General features: G+C 70.8%; 18 protein-coding genes. 9 read left to right on the forward strand and 9 right to left on the reverse strand.

The features are described 5' to 3' along the window. Window positions 1-26 precede the first annotated feature (26 nt). Window positions 27-1,208 (forward strand): adenylyltransferase/sulfurtransferase MoeZ, encoded by a 1,182-nt coding sequence (moeZ, locus tag ACZ6TI_RS09470; protein WP_465344535.1) that lies wholly within the window; start codon window positions 27-29, stop codon window positions 1,206-1,208. A 32-nt stretch (window positions 1,209-1,240) separates the two neighbouring features. Further along, window positions 1,241-2,047, forward strand: coding sequence for a prenyltransferase/squalene oxidase repeat-containing protein (locus tag ACZ6TI_RS09475; protein WP_465344536.1), 807 nt, complete (start codon window positions 1,241-1,243; stop codon window positions 2,045-2,047). 3 nt (window positions 2,048-2,050) lie between these two features. Here the strand turns inward: ACZ6TI_RS09475 and ACZ6TI_RS09480 are convergent, their stop codons facing one another. Genes ACZ6TI_RS09480 through proB form a run of 3 tightly spaced genes read right to left on the reverse strand, consistent with a single transcriptional unit; the run spans window position 2,051 to window position 5,331 of the window. Continuing rightward, window positions 2,051-2,911: an alpha/beta fold hydrolase gene (locus ACZ6TI_RS09480; RefSeq protein ID WP_465344537.1), complete on the reverse strand. Its 861-nt coding sequence runs from the start codon at window positions 2,909-2,911 to the stop codon at window positions 2,051-2,053. Window positions 2,912-2,914: 3 nt separating this feature from the next. Continuing rightward, entirely contained in the window at window positions 2,915-4,156 is a 1,242-nt protein-coding gene (locus ACZ6TI_RS09485; RefSeq protein ID WP_465344538.1) for a glutamate-5-semialdehyde dehydrogenase, read from the reverse strand. Between the two features lie 17 nt (window positions 4,157-4,173). After that, the gene (gene proB, locus ACZ6TI_RS09490) at window positions 4,174-5,331 is read right to left on the reverse strand and encodes a glutamate 5-kinase (protein ID WP_465344539.1); all 1,158 of its coding nucleotides are present in this window, start codon (window positions 5,329-5,331) and stop codon (window positions 4,174-4,176) included. A gap of 54 nt (window positions 5,332-5,385) precedes the next feature. Here proB and ACZ6TI_RS09495 point away from each other — a divergent pair, with 54 nt between their 5' ends. Then, the gene (locus tag ACZ6TI_RS09495) at window positions 5,386-5,697 is read left to right on the forward strand and encodes an MGMT family protein (protein WP_465344540.1); all 312 of its coding nucleotides are present in this window, start codon (window positions 5,386-5,388) and stop codon (window positions 5,695-5,697) included. A gap of 48 nt (window positions 5,698-5,745) precedes the next feature. Continuing rightward, complete coding sequence (locus ACZ6TI_RS09500; protein ID WP_465344541.1) at window positions 5,746-6,345, forward strand: mycothiol-dependent nitroreductase Rv2466c family protein; 600 nt, start codon at window positions 5,746-5,748, stop codon at window positions 6,343-6,345. A 3-nt stretch (window positions 6,346-6,348) separates the two neighbouring features. Here ACZ6TI_RS09500 and ACZ6TI_RS09505 read toward each other — a convergent pair whose 3' ends face one another. Further along, window positions 6,349-6,843 carry a nuclear transport factor 2 family protein gene (locus tag ACZ6TI_RS09505; RefSeq protein WP_465344542.1) on the reverse strand — a complete coding sequence of 165 codons (495 nt, stop codon included), beginning with the start codon at window positions 6,841-6,843 and terminating at the stop codon, window positions 6,349-6,351. A gap of 59 nt (window positions 6,844-6,902) precedes the next feature. Further along, the gene (locus ACZ6TI_RS09510) at window positions 6,903-8,321 is read right to left on the reverse strand and encodes a gamma-glutamyltransferase (RefSeq protein WP_465344543.1); all 1,419 of its coding nucleotides are present in this window, start codon (window positions 8,319-8,321) and stop codon (window positions 6,903-6,905) included. Window positions 8,322-8,370: 49 nt separating this feature from the next. On the opposite strand from ACZ6TI_RS09510, the gene ACZ6TI_RS09515 reads away from it, so the two are divergent. After that, the gene (locus tag ACZ6TI_RS09515; RefSeq protein WP_465344544.1) at window positions 8,371-9,720 is read left to right on the forward strand and encodes an MFS transporter; all 1,350 of its coding nucleotides are present in this window, start codon (window positions 8,371-8,373) and stop codon (window positions 9,718-9,720) included. 303 nt (window positions 9,721-10,023) lie between these two features. Here the strand turns inward: ACZ6TI_RS09515 and ACZ6TI_RS09520 are convergent, their stop codons facing one another. Both ACZ6TI_RS09520 and ACZ6TI_RS09525 read right to left on the reverse strand, forming a co-directional pair. After that, window positions 10,024-13,224: a ThuA domain-containing protein gene (locus ACZ6TI_RS09520; protein ID WP_465344545.1), complete on the reverse strand. Its 3,201-nt coding sequence runs from the start codon at window positions 13,222-13,224 to the stop codon at window positions 10,024-10,026. Between the two features lie 121 nt (window positions 13,225-13,345). Then, window positions 13,346-14,431 carry a sugar phosphate isomerase/epimerase family protein gene (locus ACZ6TI_RS09525; RefSeq protein WP_465344546.1) on the reverse strand — a complete coding sequence of 362 codons (1,086 nt, stop codon included), beginning with the start codon at window positions 14,429-14,431 and terminating at the stop codon, window positions 13,346-13,348. A 240-nt stretch (window positions 14,432-14,671) separates the two neighbouring features. On the opposite strand from ACZ6TI_RS09525, the gene ACZ6TI_RS09530 reads away from it, so the two are divergent. The 3 genes from ACZ6TI_RS09530 to ACZ6TI_RS09540 are packed head-to-tail and all read left to right on the forward strand — an operon-like array spanning window position 14,672 to window position 17,991. Then, on the forward strand, window positions 14,672-16,105 hold the full coding sequence (locus tag ACZ6TI_RS09530; protein ID WP_465344547.1) for a pyridoxal phosphate-dependent decarboxylase family protein: 1,434 nt from the start codon (window positions 14,672-14,674) through the stop codon (window positions 16,103-16,105). A gap of 16 nt (window positions 16,106-16,121) precedes the next feature. Beyond that, window positions 16,122-16,673, forward strand: a complete 552-nt coding sequence (locus tag ACZ6TI_RS09535; protein ID WP_465344548.1) for an NADH-quinone oxidoreductase subunit B — start codon at window positions 16,122-16,124, stop codon at window positions 16,671-16,673. Window positions 16,674-16,683: 10 nt separating this feature from the next. Continuing rightward, window positions 16,684-17,991, forward strand: coding sequence for a DUF2252 domain-containing protein (locus ACZ6TI_RS09540; RefSeq protein WP_465344549.1), 1,308 nt, complete (start codon window positions 16,684-16,686; stop codon window positions 17,989-17,991). Window positions 17,992-17,995: 4 nt separating this feature from the next. On the opposite strand, the gene ACZ6TI_RS09545 is transcribed toward ACZ6TI_RS09540, so the two are convergent. Beyond that, window positions 17,996-18,583, reverse strand: coding sequence for a hypothetical protein (locus ACZ6TI_RS09545; protein ID WP_465344550.1), 588 nt, complete (start codon window positions 18,581-18,583; stop codon window positions 17,996-17,998). Then, complete coding sequence (locus ACZ6TI_RS09550) at window positions 18,580-19,071, reverse strand: RNA polymerase sigma factor (RefSeq protein ID WP_465344551.1); 492 nt, start codon at window positions 19,069-19,071, stop codon at window positions 18,580-18,582. The genes ACZ6TI_RS09545 and ACZ6TI_RS09550 overlap by 4 nt, the downstream gene beginning before the upstream one ends. Window positions 19,072-19,190: 119 nt before the next feature. Between ACZ6TI_RS09550 and ACZ6TI_RS09555 the strand changes: the two genes are divergently transcribed. Next, window positions 19,191-20,990 (forward strand): FG-GAP-like repeat-containing protein, encoded by a 1,800-nt coding sequence (locus ACZ6TI_RS09555; protein ID WP_465344552.1) that lies wholly within the window; start codon window positions 19,191-19,193, stop codon window positions 20,988-20,990. The last annotated feature ends 8 nt before the right edge of the window (window positions 20,991-20,998 follow it).

Genomic DNA, 20,998 nt, shown 5'->3' on the forward strand with positions numbered 1-20,998 from the left:
CTTACCGCCCACCCGGGGAGTAAACCGTGTCCTTGCCCCCGCTCGTCGAGCCCGCCGCCGATCTCTCGATCGATGAGATCCGTCGTTACTCGCGCCACCTGATCATCCCGGACGTCGGGATGGACGGGCAGAAGCGCTTGAAGAACGCCAAGGTGCTCGCCGTCGGCGCCGGTGGCCTCGGCTCGCCGGCCCTGCTCTACCTGGCCGCGGCCGGTGTCGGCACGCTCGGCATCATCGACTTCGACACGGTCGACGAGTCCAACCTGCAGCGCCAGATCATCCACGGCGTCTCCGACGTCGGCCGGCCCAAGGCCGAGTCCGCGGCGGACAGCATCCGGGAGATCAACCCGCTGGTCAACGTCGTGATCCACAACACGGCGCTGGACCGCGACAACGTGCTCGACATCTTCCGCGACTACGACCTGATCGTCGACGGCACCGACAACTTCGCGACGCGTTACATGGTGAACGACGCTGCGGTGCTGCTCGGCAAGCCGTACGTGTGGGGGTCGATCTACCGCTTCGACGGCCAGGCCTCGGTGTTCTGGGAGGAGCACGGTCCCTGCTACCGCTGCCTCTACCCGGAGCCCCCGCCGCCCGGCATGGTGCCGAGCTGCGCCGAGGGCGGCGTCCTCGGCGTGCTCTGCGCGTCGATCGGGTCGATCCAGGTCAACGAGGCGATCAAGCTCATCACCGGCATCGGCGAGCCGCTGGTCGGCAAGCTGATGGTCTACGACGCCCTGGAGATGGAATACCGCAAGATCAAGGTTCGGAAGGACCCGAACTGCGCGCTCTGCGGTGAGAACCCGACGGTCACCGAGCTCCTCGAGGACTACGAGGACTTCTGCGGCGCGGTGTCCACCGAGGCGGCCGAGGCCACCCTGGGCGCCACGATCACCGCACGCGAGCTCAAGGACTGGCAGGACTCGGGCAAGGACCTGTTCCTGGTCGACGTCCGCGAGCCGGCGGAGTACGAGATCGTCAGCATCCCGGGCGCGACGCTGATCCCCAAGGGCGACATCCTGTCCGGCGAGGCGCTGTCCCGCTTCCCGCAGGACCGGCAGATCGTGCTGCACTGCAAGTCCGGGGTGCGCAGCGCCGAGGCCCTGGCCGCGCTCAAGGCGGCCGGGTTCAAGGACGCGGTCCACGTGCAGGGCGGCATCGTCTCGTGGGTCAACACCGTCGATCCGTCGCTTCCCTCATACTGACGAGTCGCAGGTGAGGCGGTAGCGTCACCTCCGTGGTGGACATCGACGGCGCGATCGGTTACGTGATGGCGCATGGTGATCCGGTGGAGCGGGCCAGGCTCTCGTTCCTCCGGAACGGTGCACCGCCCCCGCCGCACGTCATCGAGCGCATCGGTGCCGGGCAGACCGTCGACGGCGGCTGGCCGGCCTCCGGCGACGGCACCATCCCCTCGGTCGACGCGACCTGCTTCCGGCTGAGCGAGCTCGACGACCTGGGCGGGCTCAAGGGCCCCGAGGTCGAGCAGGCGTTGAACTGGCTGGCCGGGGCCCAGCGGCCGGACGGCACCTGGCAGGAGCACGAGTCGCTGGCCCCCGAGGCGCCGGTCTGGGCGATGCCCGGCGACCCCGAGGCGACGCTCTATCTGACCTCGCTGGCGGGCTTCTGGCTGACCGTGGCCGAGGCGGAGAAACACCAGCGCTGGGATCAGCCGGCCCGGCACGCCTCCACGCTCAACGCGGCGGCCCGTTTCGTGGTGGCCCAGCTCCGGCCGGACGGCACCTGGCCGTCGTTCCTGCCGGCCGGCTGGCACCTGGCCGGCCTGCTGCACGGCGAGCAGTTCTTCTATGAGTCGGCGCGGGTCCAGCTGGTGCTGGGTGACCGCCTCGGCGACATGTCCCCGGCCGACGCGGCGGCGATGGGCGCGGCCCTGCGCCGGCTCAACATGGGCGACGACTGGCTGCTGCAGGGCGTGCGCAAGCGGCTGGCCGAGTCGCAGCGCACCGACGGCGGGTGGGACAGCGACGAGGGCCCGATCTTCGACGTGAACACCACCCTGGCCGCGATCCGCGCCTGCCGATAGCTATCACTTCAGGAAGTCGATCAGGGCGTCGGCTACCGGGCCCGGCGCCTCCTCCGCCTGATGGTGGCCGCTGTCGATGATGCGGTGGGTGAGTGGCAGGGCGAGCCAGGGCGCCCAGATCCGCGCCGGGTCGCCGTGGATGTCTAGGTCGTCGTGGGCCGACTCGAGCAGCATGGTGGGGCAGGTGACCTGGCGGCCGGCCGCGCGATCCGCCTCATCGTGCTCGCGGTCGATGCCGAGGCCGGCGCGGTAGTCCTCGCACATGCCGTGCACGACGGCCGGATCGCGGAAGGCCGCCCAGACGTCGGCGTGGTTGCCCTCGCCCATCGCGGCCGGTTCCGGAGTTCGATACCAGGCGTCCGGGTCGGCGCAGATCACGCGCTCGGCGGGCTTGTCGGTCTGGCCGAGGAACCACCAGTGCCACCAGGACTGCGCGAAGGTGGCGTCGGTGCGCTCCAGATGCTCGACGAGCGGCAGGCCGTCCATGACCACCAGGTGCGACACGGCCTCGGGATGGTCCATCGCGGTGCGGAAGGCGGCCACGCTGCCGCGGTCGTGCCCGACGACGGCGAACCGGTCGTGGCCGAGGTGCGCCATCAGCCGCACCACGTCACGGGCCATCGCGCGCTTGCTCGACTGCGCGTGGCGCGGCTCGTCCGGCGGCAGCGTCGAGCCGCCGTAACCACGCAGGTCGGGCGTGACCACCAGGTGGTGTTCGGCCAGCCGCGGCGCCACCGCGTGCCAGGTCGTGTGGGTGCGGGGATGGCCGTGCAACAGCACCACCGGGTCCCCGGCGCCGCCGTGCCGCACCCGCAGCGTGACGTCGCCCAGGTCGATGCGCTCGAGCTCGAAACCGTCGAACATCGGTCAGCGGGTGTGGCCGTCGCCGGTCACGATGTATTTGGTCGAGGTCAGCTCGGGCAGCCCCATCGGGCCGCGGGCGTGCAGCTTTTGGGTGCTGATGCCGATCTCCGCGCCGAAGCCGAACTCGCCGCCGTCGGTGAACCGGGTCGAGGCGTTGATCATCACCGCGGCCGCGTCCACCCGGGCCGCGAACCGCCGGGTCGCGGCCACCGACTCGCTCACGATCGCCTCGGTGTGCCCGGTGCCGTAGCGCCGGATGTGGTCGAGGGCGTCGTCCAGGGAGTCGACCACCGCCACCGAGATGTTCGCCGACAGGTATTCCCGCCCCCAGTCGTCCTCGGTGGCCGGCACCACGCCGTCGTAGCCCGCCACCCGCTGGTCGCCGTGCACGGTCACGCCCTTGTCGACCAGCTCGGACAGCACCAGCGGCAGGAACGTGTCGGCGATCGCGGCGTGCACCAGCAGCGACTCGGCCGTGTTGCAGGTCGACAGCCGCTGGGTCTTCGAGTTGACCGTGACCGCGAGCGCCTTCTCCAGGTCGGCGGCCTCGTCCACGTACACGTGGCAGTTGCCCACCCCGGTCTCGATCACCGGCACGGTGGACTCCTCGACCACCGCCTTGATCAGCGACGCGCCCCCGCGCGGGATCAGCACGTCGACCAGCCCGCGCGCCCGCATCAGCTCCTTCACCGAGTCGCGCGTGGTGGCGTCGAGCAGCTGCACCGCGTCGGCCGGCAGCCCGGCGTCCGCGATCGCCTTGCGCAGCACCGAGACGATCGCCGCGTTCGAGCTCATCGCCGAGCCGGAGCCGCGCAGCAGCGCCGCGTTGCCGGACTTCAGGCAGATGCCGGCGGCGTCCGCGGTCACGTTCGGCCGGCCCTCATAGATGATGCCGACCACGCCGAACGGCACCCGCACCTGGCGCAGCTCGAGGCCGTTCGCCAGCGTCGAGCCACGCACCACGTCGCCCACCGGGTCGGGCAGCGCGGCGAGCTGGCGCAGCCCGTCGGCCATCGCGCCGACCCGCGCGGTGGTCAGGCTGAGCCGGTCGATCATCGACTCGGGCTGCCCGCCCTCCCGCGCGTTGCGCACGTCCACGGCGTTGGCCTCGACGATCTCGTCCGCCCGCAGCTCGAGCCGCTCGGCCATCAGGAGCAGGGACGCGTCCTTCTCCGCCCGGGTGGCCGCGGCGAGATCGATCGCGGCGATCCGGGCATCCGTGGCCTGCTGCTGCACGCTGCTCATGACCAAACCTTTCACATTCAGAGGAGTACGAGGTCATCGCGGTGCACGACCTCACGTTCATAACCGGGCCCCAGCGCGGCGGCCAGTTCCGGGGTGGACCGGCCGAGCAGCGCGGGCAACTCGACCGCGTCGTAGTTCACCAGCCCCCGGGCCACCGGCGCGCCCGACCCGGCGTCCACCAAATCTACGGGGTCGCCGGCCGCGAACGATCCGTCGACCGCGGTGATCCCGGCGGGCAGCAGCGACTTGCGGCGGGCCACCACGGCGACCACCGCGCCCGCGTCGAGGTGCAGGCGGCCGCGCGGCGCGGTGGCGTGCGCGAGCCAGAACAGCCGGGCCGCGGGCCGGTGCGCGACAGCCTCGAAGAACGTGCCCACGTCCTCCCCGGCCAGCGCTGACCCGGCGAGCGGCGCCGCGGTCAGCACCACCGGGATGCCGAAGCCGGTGGCGATCCGGGCCGCCTCGATCTTGGTGACCATCCCGCCGGTGCCGATCTTCGAGCCGGATCGGCCGATCGAGACCCCGGCCAGGTCGGACTCGTCGCGGACCAGCGGGACCCGCCGGGACGCCGGGTCGGAGGGCTTGCCGGTGTAGAGCGCGTCCACGTCCGACAGCAGCACCAGCAGGTCGGCCTGCACGAGCGCGGCGACCAGCGCGGCCAGCCGGTCGTTGTCGCCGAACCGGATCTCCTCGGTCGCCACCGTGTCGTTCTCGTTCACGATCGGCAGGGCGCCGAGGTCGAGCAGCTTGCGCAGGGTCCGGTACGCGTTCCGGTAATGCGCCCGCCGGGTGACGTCGTCGACGGTCAGCAGCACCTGCCCGACAGTGCGGCCGTGGCGCGCGAACCCCGCCGCGTACCGTCCGATCAGAAGCCCTTGGCCGACGCTGGCCGCAGCCTGCTGCGTGGCCAGGTCACGCGGACGCCGGGGAAGTTTGAGCGGGCTCAGCCCGGCGGCGATCGCGCCGCTGGAGACCAGCACCACCTCGCGACCGCTGCCGGCCAGGCTGCCGAGCACATCGACGAGGGCGTCGACGCGCTGCTCGTCGATCCCGCCGGATGCCGTGGTCAGCGAGGACGACCCCACCTTGACCACCACCCGGCGCGCACCGGTCACCGCTTCACGCACCCGCCCATCATGCTCGCCCGTCTCACGCTTTCCCCGGCGCGATCCCATATCGTGGCGTTCGACATCTTCGGTGCAGTGCGGCGGAGCCGCTTGAGAGGCCCAGTGACACCCCAGGAGTACGTGGAAGAGGTGCTGTCGCTCGTCGAGCGCATCCCGGAGGGCCGGGTGATGTCCTACGGCGCGATCGCCGACGTTCTGGCCGACGCCTCCGGCCGCAACTCGGCCCGCCAGGTCGGCAACATCATGGCGAAGCACGGCGGCGCGGTCCCGTGGCACCGCGTGGTGAACAGCGCCGGCCGGATGCCGCCGGGCCACGAGCAGGAGGCCCGGCAACGCCTGCTCGCGGAGGGCGTCCCGCTGCGCGGCGACCACGTCGACATGCGCAAAGCCGCCTGGATTGGCCCATCCGAGTAAGCCGGTATTGGCATCGCACCCGGGCCGCGCACTCCATATCGTGGAGCGATGACCAAGGTCGACTTCTACTTCGATCCCGCCTGCCCGTTCGCCTGGATCAGCTCGCGCTGGATCCTCGAGGTCGAAAAGCACCGCGATCTCGATCTGCGCTTCCGGGTGATGAGCCTTTTCGTCCTGAACGAGAACCGCGAGCTGCCCGAGTGGTACCGCGACCTGGTGGATCGGTCTCTTGGGCCGGTGCGGGTGGTGACCGCGGCGGCGGAGCAGCACGGGCCGGAGGTGCTTCGCGGCCTTTACACGGCCTTGGGCACCCGGATCCACCAGCAGGGGATGAAGGACTTCGACGTGGTGGTGCGGGAGGCGCTCGCCGAGGCCGGCCTGCCGGCGGCGCTGGCTGAAGCCGCCGGCGACGCCGACTGGGACGAGGCGCTGCGCAAGAGTCATCACGAGGGGATGGATCCGGTCGGCGATGACGTGGGGACGCCGACGATTCACATCGACGGGGTGGCGTTCTTCGGACCGGTGCTCAACCGGATCCCGCGGGGCGAGGACGCCGTGCAGGTCTTCGACGGGGCCGTGGCGCTGGCGAGCTTCCCGGGCTTCTTCGAACTGAAGCGAACCCGCACGGGCGACCTCAACTTCGACTGAAAGCTAGGCCTCGTAGGGGACGATCGTCTCCGGGAACGCCTCGCGGGCGAACGTCAGGTCACCCCACCCGCTGGAAGCGCTCTTCGCGGTCCACGACGCGTACTCGTACATCGCCGCGATCTCTTCTCCGCGCACCTCGAAGACGAACACGAAGTGGTTGGCCGCCTGCTCCCCGCCCAGCCCACCCTCGACCCGGGCCTCCAGCACCACCAGCGACCCGTTCGCCGCCACCCGCTTGGCCTCCAGCGTCACCCCACTGACCTGAGCCTCGTGATGCGTCGCGAACATCTGCCGCGCGATGTCCTTGCCGACCAGCAACCCCTCGGGCGCGTTCTCCTCGGTCGACGGCACCGGGATCATGATCCGCACGTCCTCGGCGAGCAGGTCGACGAAGTCGTCCCACTGCCCGGTGCCGGCCCCTCGCTGCAGCCCGTGGAACGCCGCCAGCGCCACATCCAGGGCCTTCTCGTCCGCTGTCGATACGTGCAACCCGGCCATGCCCAGCCTCCAGTGTTGTGGATCACATTCCACAAACTGTATGCAGTTTCCGACAGCCGTCAAGATGTCTCGAACAAAAGGCCGGCCCCGCCGCGCCGCGGATCGCCGGCCGCCCCGCCCGCGCCGACCCCGGTCACCCCGCCGAAGTAGTGGTTCATCTCCGGCCACTGATTGATCGTCCACCCGGCGTCGGCCAGCGCCGCCAGGTCCGCCGCCGGCACCCCGGGCTCGGCGTGCACCGTGTTGTCCACCACGTGGAATCGCGGCCGCGCGATCGCCGAAGCCATGTCCATGCCGTCCACCAGCAGCCCGAGCAGCGTGTCGATCAGCGCCGTCCGGATTCGCGACGCCCCTGCCGACCCGGCCGCGACCACCAGCCGCCCCTGCTGGTCGATCACCACCAGCGGGCACATGTTCGATGACATCCGCCGCCCCGGCGCCAGGTCGTCGGTGATCAGCTCGCCCTCGCCGAGCATCGAGTTCATGTTCACGCCCAGCCCGGGCAGCCAGACCGCGGCACCCAGCCCGAGCGTCGTGGTGATCACACACGCGTTCCCGGATCCGTCCACCACCGAGACGTTCGTGGTGTCGCCGATCTTCTGCCGCCCCTGGTCGCGCAGCGCCGTGGCCAGGGCGACCGCCCGCGCCCGGCCCGACAAATCCGACAGATCGGAAGGCAGTGCGGCGATCGTGTCTACGGTCCGGCTCAGGTCGTGACGGGCCCGCACCCGATAACCGGCCAGCGTCGCGTGATCCACGGTGGTGTCCTGCACCCGATAGGACGCCAGGTCACGAGGCCCGAGCGAACCTCCGGCGGCGCGCACCGCATCCACCATCGTGCGGGCGAAGGCCCCCGTGTAGAACGCCGCCGGGCCCTCGGACGCCAGCCCTTCCATGGCCGTCACCAGCCCGGGATGGAGGAGCAGATCCCCGCCCTCGAGCAGCTTCCCGTTCGGTGTGTAGATCGGCGCACCCTCGCCGAACGCCAGCGCCGGCGCGCAGGACACCAGGGTCCGGGCCTGCGGCGCGGGCAACACCACCCCGGTGCGCGCCAGCGCGATCGCCGGCGCCACCACCTCGGCCCACGGCAACCGCCCCCACCGCCGGTGCACCTCGCCGACCCCGGCCGGCACCCCGGGCACCGCGACGCTCGCGCCCCCGATGTCATAGACCTGCGGCATCCCGCCGAAGTACACGTCGACCGCGACCATCGGCCCGGCCGTCCGGTCGCCGTCCGTCCCCGGCACCGAGACGAAGAAGTCCAGGCAGGTGACCTCGCCGGTGGACGCGTCGAAGTAGGTGGCGAACCCGCCGCCGCCGAGCCCGGTGTAGATCGTCTCGGCCACGCAGCAGGTCAGCACCGCTGCCACGGCGGCGTCGGCGGCCGTACCCCCGGCCTGGAGGGTCTGAAGTCCCACCTCGGCCGTCACCGGATGCGCGGCGGCCACACCGGCCGAAACCGGACTCAGCTCGTTCATCGGTCGAAGCGTAGGCGCAGCGCGCCCGCGATGGTTAACATCCCCGTCCATGACGGCAGTCGGTCCCTCCCAAGATGTACGGCTGCCCCGCCGGCTCCTGCTCGGCTACGCGCTGGGCTCGCTGGTCACCGGCGCTTTCGCCACCGTGCCCGGCCTGTTGCTGCTGCCCTATCTGACCGACACGCTCGGGGTGGCCGCCGGGATCGCGGGTCTGCTGGTGCTGCTGCCCAAGGCCTGGGACGTGCTGATCAACCCGCTCGCCGGGCGCCTGTCGGACCGGCGCGGCGACCGCCGGCCGTTCCTGCTCGGCGCCGGGGTGACGCTGGGCGTGCTGTTCGCGGCGATCTTCGCCGGGCCGTTCGCGCAGGGTCCGGCGGCCGGCGCCTACGTGGCGTTCGCGTTCCTCGCCGCGGCCACCGCGTTCGCGCTGTTCCAGGTGCCCTATGTCGCGATGCCCGCCGAGCTCACCGACGGCTATGCCGAGCGGACCCGGCTGATGACCTGGCGGGTCGCGGTGCTGGCGCTGGCCATCCTGATATCCGGCGCGCTGGCCCCGCTGGTGGTCGAGCAGACCGGCGGCGGCCTGACCGGCCACCGGTGGTCCGGCGCGTTCGTCGGCGCACTCATCGTGGTGGGCGCGCTGGCAACCTTTTTCGGTACGCGCACAGCACAAGTCCAGGCCCCCGAGCAATCCGAGCCCAGCCTCCGCGCCCAGCTGCGAGTGGCCGCCGCGAACGGCCCGTTCCGCGCCCTGCTGCTCTGCTGGGTGATCCAGTCCGCGGGCATCGCCACGATGCTGGCCGGCGTGCAGTATTTCGCCGACCACGTGCTGGCCCAGGAGTCCGGCGCCACCTTCCTGTTCGCCGCGTTCGTCGGCCCGGCCCTGCTCGTCATGCCGCTCTGGATCAGGGCCGGCGCCCGCCTCGGCAAGCGCCGCAGCCTGGTCCTGGCCAGCCTGCTCTTCGCGGCCGGCGCCTGCGCGCTGCTGCTCGCCCCGATCCTGCCGCCGGTCGCGGTCTATCTGATCGTGGCCGTGATCGGCGGCGGCTATGCGGGCCAGCAGGTCTTCGCGATGGCCATGCTGCCGGACCGGATCGCCCACGACACCGCCCGCACCGGCCGCCGCCAGGCCGGGGTGTTCACCGGTGTGTGGACCGCGGGGGAGACGCTCGGCCTGGCTCTCGGCCCGGGCCTGTTCGCGGTGGTGCTGCAGCTCTTCGGCTATGTGTCGTCGGCGACCGGCGAGGCCGCGGTGCAGAGCGACACGGCCCGGTTTGGCGTGCTGCTCGGCTTCACGGTGCTGCCGGCGGTGTTGGTCGCCGGGGCGGTGGTAACGCTGCGCCGCTACCCCGACGAAGCGTCCGCTCCCTCAGAGGAAGCAGAGCGCTCTGCGCCCTGAGAGGAAGCGCTGGCCGAGAGGAAGCAGAGCGCTCTGCGCCCTGAGAGGAAGCGCTGGCCGAGAGGAAGCAGAGCGCTCTGCGCCCTGAGAGGAAGCGCTGCCCGAGAGGAAGCAGAGCAAAGTGCCCCCTGCTTCCTGGCGGGGAAGCAGGGGGCTGACCCGCCCGCCGGGCCGCCGAGATGGCACCACCGGGGCGGCACCGGCAAGTTCGGCGTCAGCGGCATGGCCCCGGGCCCGGTCGACCCGGCGGGCGAGGATCCAGGAGGCCGGGCCCGCCATCGACGACGGACCCGGCCGGCGGAACTACGGTGCGAACTCCACCCAGTTGAGGTTGACCAGCCCGGTGGCCGGCCCACCGGTGACCGGGCCGAACACCAGGAACAGCCGGTGGCTGCCGGCCGGCGCGGACACCGGCACGCTCTGGTTGGTGAACACCGCGTTGCCGGTCGTGGCGTTCAGTGTGCCGCTGCCCACCACCGGCCCGGTCGGCGAGTCGAGCCGGATCTGGACGGTGGCCCGCGGTGTGCCCGCGGTGGCCGCCGAGCCGCCCGAGTGCCGCAGGCTGACCGAGCCCACGCCGCCCAGGTTGATCGGGTCGAAGGCGATCGAGTCGCCCGGGTCGATCCCGGTCAGGTGCTGCCCGCCGCCGGTGTCACCGGTGTTGGCGACCGTCACGTTGTTCTTGATCTGTGCGAACTCGGCCTGCTGGCGCCAGGTCTGCAACACCGACTGGTCCACGGTGGTCAGTGCCGGCTGTCCGCCCGCGCCCAGGTCGGTGTAGGTGGCGCTGATCGCGCCGTAGAGGTAGCCGCCGGCGTGGTCGGCGCCGTCCGCGGGGGAGACGAACGATCCCGAGCATCCGGTCGCGTCGCTCATGCCGTGGCCGTGGCTGTCGTGGCCGAGCACGAACGACACGGTCACCCGCGAGCAGTCGATCGGCCCGTCCTCCGGATCGGTCACGCTGACCGTCCAGGGCACGGTGTCACCCCAGTTGAAGAAGGTGCCGTCGATCGGCGAGGTGACGGTGACCGTCGGCGCGGTGTTGCCGACCGTGATCGTGTGGGTGAGCACGGCGACCTTGCCGTTCGAATCGGTCACGGTCAGCTTGGCAACATAAACCCCATTTTCCAGGTACGTGAAAACGGGATCCGCCGCCGTCGAGTCGGTCGTGCCGTCACTGGTGAAGTCCCACGCCAGTGACAGCGCCACCCCGGGATCCGGGTGGAACGTGCCGGCGCTGGAGAACTGCACGGTCAGCGGCGCGGTGCCGTTGTCCGGGGTGGCGGACATCCGGGCCACCGGCGATCGCGTGCCCTTGACATAGCGGATCACCGAGAGGGCCGCGTCCGGATTGGCCTGGAAGAAGCCGTCGCCGTATTCGAGCAGGTAGAGGCTGCCGTCCGGGCCGAACTCCATGTCCATCGGGTTGTCGAAGACGAACCCGGGCAGGAACTGTTCCACCCCGAGCAGGCCGCCGGACCCGTTGGTCCGCATCATGAAGATCTTGTCGCGGGTGAACTCGCCGAACACCACCGCGTCGTCGTAGTACTCCGGGAACTTGGTGTCCGAGGCGAGCGCGTCGTCGTAGGAGTAGAGCGGGCCGCCCATCGGGCCGACGCCGCCGGTGCCGATCACCGGCCACTTGAAGTCACACGCGCCGGGCGGCGTGACCAGGTAGCTCTCCGCGCAGGTGGTGCGTGCCTCGAAGGTGTACCAGAACTGCGGCTGCTGAACCGGCGGCAGCACCCGCTTGCCCGTGTTGCGCGGCGAGTCGTTCACCGGCGCCGCGCAGTTGAACGGCGCCCCCGAGGTGCGGGTCACGAAGTTGAAGTCCACATAGGGCAGCGTCGGCGAATAGCAGTACGGCCAGCCGAAGTTGCCGGCCTTGTTGGTGGCCAGCCAGCGCCCGGTGCCGTCCGGTCCGCGGGCCGGGTTCGGCGCCCGCGAGTCCGGCGAGTAGTCGCCGACGTAGACGAAGCCGCGCGCGTCCACGTCGAAGCGGAACGGGTTGCGCAGACCCATCAGGAAGATCTCCGGCCGGGTCTGGTTCGCACTGTCCTGCGCCTCGGGGAAGAGGTTGCCGGCCGGGACGGTGTACGTACCGTCCGCCTTGACCTTGATCCGCAGCACCTTGCCGCGCAGGTCGTTGGTGTTGCCCGCGGACCGCTGCGCGTCATAGCCCGGACCCTGCGTCGGCGACTCGTTGATCGGCGTGAAGCCGTCCGAGCCGCCGGCGTTCGTGTCGTCGCCGGTGACCAGGTAGAGCAGGCCGCGGCCGTCGAACTTGACCTCGCCGGCCACGTGGCAGCAGATGCCCCGGTCGGTGTTCACCTGCAGGATCTTCTGCTCGGTGGACATGTCGAGGTGCGGCGTCGGCGTCTCCACGAACTTGACCCGGGAGAGCTGGTTGTAGCCCTTGTAGACGTCCCAGGCGGTCGGATCGGGGCTGGTCGCCGGCGCGTCGGTGGTCGGCGTGCTGAGCCGCGGCGCGTAGTAGAGGTAGACCCACCTGTTGGTCGCGAAGTCCGGGTCGAGCGTGACCGACTGCAGGCCGTCCTCGTCGTGCTGGTAGACCTCGACGGTGTTGATCACCGGGCTGGCCGACGTCGCCGGGTCGTAGAGCCGGATCTGGCCCGCGCGGGTGTTGTGCAGCACCCGGCCGTCCGGCAGCACCGCGAGCGTCATCGGCTCGCCGGGCTCGTCGTTGAGGATGACCTTCTCGTAGCTGGTGGTCACCGTCGCGCCGCAGTCGCCCTCGACCGCGCCGGCCGCCCACTGGATGCCGCCGAGCAGGTGCTTGCGGAAGGCGCCGTTCGCGTACGTCTCCGAGGAGTGCCCGAGGCCGGTGTAGAACGAGCGGCCGCCCTGATAGTCCTTGCACCAGGAGATCGGGTGGTCGAAGCCCATCGCGCTGCCGGCCGGCTTGGCCGTGGCCAGCACGTGTGAGGTGCCGCGCACGTTGGTCGAGTAGTTGTACCACTCCTCGGTGAAGCTGAGCTGCCGGGCGAGCGGCTCGGTGGCCGGGTGCGCCTGATCCGCCACGTCGACCGCCGCGGTGCCGGTGGACGCCACGCCCGCGACGCCGGTGCCGACCAGCCCGCGGTAATAAGTCCACTCCGGCTCGGTCTCGGCCGCCGCGTGCACGCCGACATATCCGCCGCCCGCCGTCACGTAGTCCTGGAACGCCTGCTCCTGCGGTGCGGTGAGCACGTCGCCGGTGGTGTTCAGGAAGACGACCGCCTGATAGTTCGCCAGGTTCTCGGCGGTGAACGCGGTCGAGTTCTGGGTGACGTCGATGCTGAAGTGGTTGGCGTCGCCGAGCGCGCGGATCGCGTTGACGCCCTTGTCGATCGAGTCGCGCCGGGCGCCGGCCGTCTCGGTGAAGACCAACACCTGATACTCGTCATGACCGGGGTGCGCCGAGGCCGGTGCGGCCAGCGCCAGGGGAGTGGTGACGGCGAGGCCCGCGACCAGCGCGAACCATCGGCGTACGGAAAATGCCATGGAAAACCTCCGGGGTCGGGAGTCGCCTCTCGCCCTGGCGCGGTGCCATATCCGCCAAGGTTGTTCCGTAACACGCACGCGGATGCCGGGCGGCCCGCCGAGGCCACCCGGCATCCGGGTGTCAGTTCTTGTAGATCGTCAGCGCGGACATGTTGTCGTAGCTGAGGTCCGCATACGCCAGCGACTGGCCGGGGTTCGCCGCGCCGCCGGGAGCGGTGTCCATCTCCCAGTTGGCGTGGTGGAAGCCGGGCTCGCCGATGGTCTGGAAGAACTGCTGGAAGTTGATGTCGCCCTCGCCGAGCGGCGTCATCACATAGCCGTTGGTCTGGCTGGTGTCCTTGTCGCCGTCCTTGGCATGGAACAGCGGGAACCGCTTGGTGCGGTTGGCCACGGTCAAGATCGGATCAAAGATGTCGGTACGGGTCTTCCCGGCCGACGTGGTGTACGTGCGGTGCTTGTACTGCGCCACGTAGGCCCAGTAGATGTCCAGCTCGAAGAAGACGTGCTTGGGGTCCGTCTTGGCCATGAAGTACTCGAGCTTGCGGATGCCGCTGGATGCGGTCGGCCGGCCGTTGGCGTCCAGCGGGCCGGCGTCCAGCAGGAACGCATATGCCGCGTCGTGGTTGTGGGTGTAGAGCCGCATGCCGCGTTCCCGGGCCTGCCGGCCGAGCTCGTTCCACAGGTCGGCGGCGGCGTCCCAGTCGGACTGATAGGGGCTGCCGGTCGGGTCCGAGCCGGTGCCGATGTTCTTCATCCCGAGCGTCTCGGCGATGTCCAGCTGCTGCTGGAAGGTCGCGGCGTTGATCGAGGTGTGCGTGCCGTTGGCGACCAGGCCGTTGTCGTCCAGGATCTTGCGGATCTCCTCCGGCGTGATCTGCCGGCCGAGGATGGCCGTGTTCTGGTTGTAACCCGCGAACTCGACCTCCTTGTAACCCAGCTCGGCGATCCGGGCGAGGACCCGCTCGAACCCGTACGGCACGCCGGTAGTGTCCGGCGCCGCGCCGATCCGGTCGCGCACGCTGTAGAGGATGATGCCCCGGTTCTGCTCCGGGATGAGCGGCTCGGCGTGCAGCTTGGCGTCGCCGATGGCCGGCTTTCCGGTCTGCAGGACGGGCAGGCCGGCGGCTCCGATCACGGCGGCCGCGCCGGCCGAGGCGGCGAGTAAGTTTCGGCGGCTGAGTCGGGGTTGGTGCTGCACCTCGTCCATTTCTTGCCCACCTTTCAAGAGCGGCCGTCGGCCGCTGGAAGTTCAATCGGTTAACGGTCCGATGTGGACCTGAGAACGTGGTGTGTCACATGTGTTACGTCTGGCGTGACGGTAACGCGCCCCAGAGTGAAAAGAAAGATGCATCGATGGGGAAGTTCTGATTCTCAACGTTGAACTTTGCAATTCCCCGACAAAAGTGTCTTACGGGTGCGGCGACCCCGGTCCGCGATAGCGTCGGGCATGATCGACGCGCTGCCCGACACCGGGGTCCCGGCCGACCAGGTCCTCGCCGAGCTCCGCGAGCTGCGGGCCGCTGACCTGCCGACGCACGGCGGCCGGCTGTTCGCCTACGTGTACGACCCGGCGGTGCCCGGGCTCGACGAGCTGGCCAATGCGGCCTACGCACTCTCCGCGCACGTCAACGGCCTCGACCCGACCGCCTTCCCGTCCCTGCTGGCGATGGAGAACGCGCTGGTCGCGGCCGCTGCCCGGCGACTCGGCGGCGGGCCGGAGACGGTCGGCACGGTGACCAGCGGCGGCACCGAGTCGCTGCTGCTCGCGGTCAAGGCGGCTCGGGACGCGCGACCGGATCTCGACCGGCCCCGGCTGGTCGTCCCGTCCACCGCGCACGCGGCGTTCGCCAAGGCCGCGCACTACCTGCGGGTCGAGCTCGACACCGTGCCGGTCGGCGCCGACCTGCGGGCCGACCCGGTGGCGACGGCGGCGGCGATCCGCGATGACACCGTGCTGGTGGCGGTGTCCGCGCCCTCCTACGCGCACGGCGTGGTTGATCCGGTGGCCGAGGTCGCCGCGATCGCCGCCGAGCGCGGCGTGCGCTGTCACGTGGACGCCTGCTTCGGCGGCTGGGTGCTGCCCGACCTGCGGAAACTCGGCGCCGACGTGCCACCGTTCGACCTGTCCCTGCCCGGCGTCACCAGCATCTCGGTCGACCTGCACAAGTACGCCTATGTCCCGAAGGGCGTCTCCGTCCTGCTGCACCGGGACCAGAAGCTGCGCCTGCCGCAATATTTCGCGTACGCGGACTGGCCGGGCTACACCATGATCAATCCGGGCGTCTCGTCCACCCGGTCCGGCGGGCCGATCGCGGCGGCGCTGGCCGTGCTGCGGCACCTCGGCGCGGCCGGTTATGCCGCATTGGCGGCGCAGACCCGGGATGCGGTGCGAACGCTGGCCGCGGCGGTGGAGGCGGCCGACGGCGTGCGGCTCTTCGCCCGGCCGGAGACCACGGTGGTGTGCCTGACCTCGGACGGCGTCGACCTGTTCGTGCTGGCCGATGAGCTCGCCGCCCGTGGCTGGCACACGCAGCCGCAGCTCGCGTACCGGAATCTGCCGCCGACCATCCATCTCACCGTGACCGCCGCGGTGAGCGCGACCGCGACGGACTTCGCGGCCGATCTCGCCGCGGCGGTCCTCGCCACCCGCGAGCGTGGGCCGATCGAGTTGCCGCCGGAACTGCTCGGCGCGGCCGCCTCGCTGACGCCGGAGATGGTCACGCCGGAGCTGATCGAAGGGCTGGCCGGCGGGCTGGGGCTGGCCGACGGCGCGGTCGGGCCGATGGCGGCGGTCAACACGCTGCTGGACGCGGCGCCGCCCGCCCTGCGCGAGGCGCTGCTCACCGGCTTCCTCAGCCTGCTGCAACGGCCGACCTGGTAGCGGGTAGGTTGGCGGCGTGGCCGGACTGCCGGGAGTGCTGGGGGAGCCGATCCGATTCGTGCTGAATTGGGGGCGCCGCTATTCACTGTGGGTCTTCAATTTCGGCCTGGCCTGCTGCGCCATCGAGTTCATCGCGGCCAGCATGGGCCGGCACGACTTCATCCGGCTGGGCGTGATCCCGTTCGCGCACGGTCCGCGGCAGGCCGACCTGATGGTGGTCTCCGGCACGGTCACCGACAAGATGGCGCCGGCCATCAAGCGGCTCTATGACCAGATGCCCGAGCCGAAGTACGTGATCTCGTTCGGGTCGTGCTCGAACTGTGGCGGGCCCTATTGGGACTCGTACTCGGTGACCAAGGGTGTCGACCAGCTGATCCCGGTGGACGTCTATGTGCCCGGCTGCCCGCCGCGGCCGGAGGCGCTGCTGCACGGCATCCTGACGCTGCAGGAGAAGATCGCCGCCGAGCAGTCCGGAATCGGTGGCGTCGCGCGCCCCGACCCGCTGCTGCGCGATGCGGCCTCCTTGACTGCCCCAAAGGTCGTCCCGCCGGTGGCTAGCGGGGGTTAATCTCCGTTTCATGACTGAGCAGTCGCGCGCGGACTTCATCATCGAGGTGCTGAGCAGGGAGTTCGGCGACCTGATGGCACAGGACCCGGCCGCTTTCCGGCGCAAGTTCCGAAAGATGGCGGCGTCGCCGTTCGCCTTCTATCGTGGCAGCGCGTCGCTGTTCTATGCCGACCAGACCGGCGCCTATCGCGACGACCGCTTCCTGGACGAGCACACCAGCCGGGTGTGGATCCACGGCGACCTGCACGCGGAGAACTTCGGCACCTACATGAACGGCACCGGGCAGCTGGTCTTCAACGTCAACGACTTCGACGAGGCCTATGTCGGGCCGTTCTCCTGGGACCTCAAGCGGTTCGCCGCCAGCGTCGCGCTGATCGGATACGCGAAGGCACTCTCCGACGACTGGATCACCGACCTCGTCCGGCGGTTCGCCGAGTCCTATCTGACCGAGCTCCGGGCGATCGCGGCCGGCGGTGACGACGCGATCGGCTCGATCACCCTGCAGAACGCCGACGGCGTGCTGCGTGAGGTGCTGCAGGAGGCCCGGCTCAACACCCGGGTCGATCTGCTCGCCGGACAGACCACCATCGACGCGTACGAGCGGCGGTTCTCCCTCGGCGACGGCGTCTACGAGGTCGAGCCGGACGTCGAGGCGACCGTGCGCGAGGCGTTCGACCGCTACCTGACCACCCGGCCCGCCGCCGCCACCCGGCCGATGTCCACCAACATCAAGGACATCAAGCTGCGCAAGGGCGTGGGCATCGGCTCGGCCGGGCTACCGTCCTACAACCTGCTGCTCGAGGGGCACACCGAGGCGCTCGAGAACGACGTGATCATCTACATGAAGCAGGCCCAGGTGCCGGCCGTCGCGCGGTGGATCGACGACGAGCGGGTCAAGGGGTACTTCAAGCACCAGGGGCACCGCACCGCCGAGTCGCAGCTCGCCCTGCAGGCGCACGCCGACCCGTGGGTGGGCTACACCGAGCTGAACGGCATCGGCCAGCTCGTCGCCGAGGTCTCGCCCTATGCCGCCGACCTCGACTGGTCCGACGTCAACGAGCCCGAGGAGCTCACCGGCGTGGTCTCCGACCTGGGCCGCGCGGTGGCCCGCATGCACTCGGTCGCCGACGACGAGTCCAGCCACGACCTGGTCGACTTCTCCACCGAGGAGGCGATCGTCGCGGCCGTCGACAAGGACGAGGCCACCTTCGTGCCGCACCTGATCGACTTCGCCCACAAGTACGGCGACCAGGCCCGCGAGGACCACCAGGACTTCGTCGACGTCTTCCGCAACGGCCGCCTCCCCGGCCTGGAGTGATCGCTCAGGACGGTTCCAGCCGCCACGCGTAGCCGGACCAGCCGGCCGCTTCGGCGTTGGCACGCACCGTGATCGTCACCGGCCCCGAATTCCCGAATCCGGGGAACCGGCTGGTCTGCGCGGTGGGGACGTCACCGCAGTCGACCACAGTGCCGCCGGCTTTGAACCCGACCTTCGGCGGCGAACTGCCGGGCAGGGTCCAGGACGGAACGACCTCTTGCAGGCTGATCGCGACCCGGCCGCGCCCGGCGCAGGCCGTGGTCAGCGTGATTCCACCGACCAGACGGTCCAGCCTCATCGTCTCGTCGCCGGCCACGCCCTGATCTGCGTAGAGGTCGCCGGGCCTGGGCGGAACCACCGCGGCGGCCGCCGCCTCCCGGTCCCCAGGCGTGTCGCTCGTGGGGGTGCCGTGGCCAGGCACGGCGAGGAAGATCCCGGCACCCGCCAGGGTCAGGGCCGCCGCGGCGGCCACCGATCGCGTGGTGCGGCGCCGCCGCAGGGTCCGCCGGGCGGCGTCCGCTCCCGGCGGCCGGAGCAGGTGCAGGGTGTCGGTGCGCAGGTCGGTGAACAGGTCTTCGAGTTGATCGGTCATCGGTGAGCCTCCTCTTCGGACGTCCGGAGCTGGACGGCGAGCGCGGCGCGCCCCCGGTGCAGCCAGGACTTCACGGTGCCTTCCGGCACCCGTTCTCGTTCCGCGATCTCGGCCAGCGGCAGATCGGCCAGGTAGTGCAGGACCAGGGCACGCCGGTGGTGGTCGGGCAGCGCGCCGAGCGCGGTCACCAGCGCGACCCGATCCGGGTCGGGACCCTCCAGGCGTGCGTCGGCCGGGCGATGTCGCCCGGCGAAACTCAATGCCGTCTTGGTGCGGCGCCAGCGGCTGACCGCCAGGTTCCACGCCACCCGGCGCACCCAAGCCACCGGATCGTCGTAGGTGGACACCGACCGCCAACGGGCCAGCGCTCGGACGAACGCTTCCTGCACCACGTCCTGCGCTTCCTGACGATCCCCGAAATACGCATAGAGCTGCACCGTCAGGTCGGCGTAGTGCGCGGCGTAAAGCTCATCGAAGGTTGGTGTCACGTGGACTACACGCGCTGGGTCGTGCACAGGTTGCGCCCTCCGGGGCAGCGACGCGGGTCATCGACGACCTATGATGCCTGCACTCATTCGGGGGCGCTGCGACAGCGGAGGATTCAGTAGTGACACGGGGAAAGAAGGCCGCCCTCGGGGTGGCCACGGTGACGGCTGCGCTGCTCGCGGGCACGACCGCCGCGCACGCGGTGATCGGCTCCGACGAGGGGGCCAATCAGACCTATCGGTTCGCCGCGCAGGTGCAGATCGGCGAGCGGGCCGGCTGCTCCGGCGCATTGGTCGCGGCACAGTGGATCATCACGCTGAAGCAGTGCTTCGGTGCGGATGTGCCCGCGGGCGCTCCGGCCGAGCCGACCACGGTCACCGTCGGGCGCACCGACCGGGGCACCACGGCCGGGCACGTGCTGAGAGTCACCCGGCTGGCGCCGCATCCCGATCGCGATGTGGTGCTGGCCCGGCTCGCGCAGCCGGTCCGGGACGTGCCGCCGGTGCCGGTGGCGACCACCGCGCCGGTCGGCGGCGACGAGCTGCGGCTGCTCGGCTTCGGCCGCACCGGCGACACCTGGGTGCCCGACCGCCTGCACGGCGCGACCGTCACGGTCGGTGCGGTGGACGCCGCGACGCTGACCGCCGCGCCGGGTGACGGCGAGACGGCGGCCGTCTGCCAGGGCGACGCGGGCGGTCCCGCCCTGCGCGTCACCGGCGATGCCGTCACGCTCGTCGGCCTGCACCAGTCCTCGGGTCAGCTGGGCTGCCTCGACGCCGAGGGCACCGGCGCCGAGTCGGTCGAGGCCCGCGTCGACGATCTGGCCGGCTGGATCGCCGGGATCAGCAAGCCGCGCTGCAACGCGCCCGGCGGCGTGGTGACCGGGTCCGGCCTCGGCGGGGCGTGGCCGGACTTCACCGGCGACTGCATCGCCGATCTGTTCGGCAACAACCCGGCCGGCGACCTGCGTGCCTGGGCGGGCTCGGGCGACACCACCGGGGCGGTCCCGGCGTACCCGGCGTGGTTCGTCCAGGGCCGTGGCTGGACGTCGGCCGGTGTGCCGCGCATCGTGCTCGGCGACTTCAACGGCGACAACAAGACCGACATCGCCCGGCAGAGGGACGACGGCGACCTGCTCATGTGGGCGTCGACCGGCAACATGTCGTTCGAGGGCTCGCTGTTCCCGCAGCCGGTGTTCATCGTCGGCGCGGGCTGGACCACGCAGCGGGTGCCGCGCATCCTCACCGGTGACTTCAACGGCGACGGGCGCACCGACATCGCGGCGGTCTACACCGACGGCGGCATCCGGGCCTGGCCGTCCAGCGGCGTGATCGGCGACAGTCAGTTGTTCGTCGGCGCCGGCTCGCCGCACCTCACCATCGGGCTGACCGCGGCCAACTACCCGCGGCTGTTCACGATGGACATCGACGGCGACCTGGACAGCGACCTGATCGCCCAGCACACCGACGGCCGGCTCATGCTCTACCGCTCGTCCGGCGACCTGAGCGGGGCGGGCACGTTGTGGAACACCCCGCCGATCCAGGTCGGCAGCGGCTGGACCACCACGAACGTCCCGCGCATCCTCACCGGTGACTTCGACGGCGACGAGTTCGGCGACATCACGGCCGTCTACAGCACCGGCATGATGCGCACGTTCCCCAACACGCACAACCCCACCGGGCCGTTCGTCGGCGGCGGGCTGACCTTCAACCCGGGCTACACGACCGCGGCGTACCCGCGGTTCCTGGTCGGCGACCAGGACGGCGACGGCCGGACCGACATCGTGGCCAACCACTCGGACGGCCGGTTGCTGCTGCGGCGCTCGACCGGCGACACCTCAGGGCAGAACACGCTGTTCCCCGACCCGGTCCGGCAGGTGGGCACGGGTTGGACCACGGGCAGCTACTTCCGGATCTTCTGACCTAGATC

It is taken from the genome of Actinoplanes sp. NPDC051388, from assembly GCF_055586225.1.

Coding starts and splice junctions, on each gene's coding strand:
- ACZ6TI_RS09540 (WP_465344549.1), top strand. CDS start 16,684: ATGACTGAGCAGTCGCGCGCGGACTTCATCATCGAGGTGCTGAGCAGG.
- ACZ6TI_RS09510 (WP_465344543.1), bottom strand. CDS start 8,321: ATGAACGAGCTGAGTCCGGTTTCGGCCGGTGTGGCCGCCGCGCATCCG.
- ACZ6TI_RS09530 (WP_465344547.1), top strand. CDS start 14,672: ATGATCGACGCGCTGCCCGACACCGGGGTCCCGGCCGACCAGGTCCTC.
- ACZ6TI_RS09545 (WP_465344550.1), bottom strand. CDS start 18,583: ATGACCGATCAACTCGAAGACCTGTTCACCGACCTGCGCACCGACACC.
- ACZ6TI_RS09500 (WP_465344541.1), top strand. CDS start 5,746: ATGACCAAGGTCGACTTCTACTTCGATCCCGCCTGCCCGTTCGCCTGG.
- ACZ6TI_RS09515 (WP_465344544.1), top strand. CDS start 8,371: ATGACGGCAGTCGGTCCCTCCCAAGATGTACGGCTGCCCCGCCGGCTC.
- ACZ6TI_RS09520 (WP_465344545.1), bottom strand. CDS start 13,224: ATGGCATTTTCCGTACGCCGATGGTTCGCGCTGGTCGCGGGCCTCGCC.
- ACZ6TI_RS09505 (WP_465344542.1), bottom strand. CDS start 6,843: ATGGCCGGGTTGCACGTATCGACAGCGGACGAGAAGGCCCTGGATGTG.
- ACZ6TI_RS09485 (WP_465344538.1), bottom strand. CDS start 4,156: ATGAGCAGCGTGCAGCAGCAGGCCACGGATGCCCGGATCGCCGCGATC.
- ACZ6TI_RS09525 (WP_465344546.1), bottom strand. CDS start 14,431: ATGGACGAGGTGCAGCACCAACCCCGACTCAGCCGCCGAAACTTACTC.
- proB (WP_465344539.1), bottom strand. CDS start 5,331: ATGGGATCGCGCCGGGGAAAGCGTGAGACGGGCGAGCATGATGGGCGG.
- ACZ6TI_RS09480 (WP_465344537.1), bottom strand. CDS start 2,911: ATGTTCGACGGTTTCGAGCTCGAGCGCATCGACCTGGGCGACGTCACG.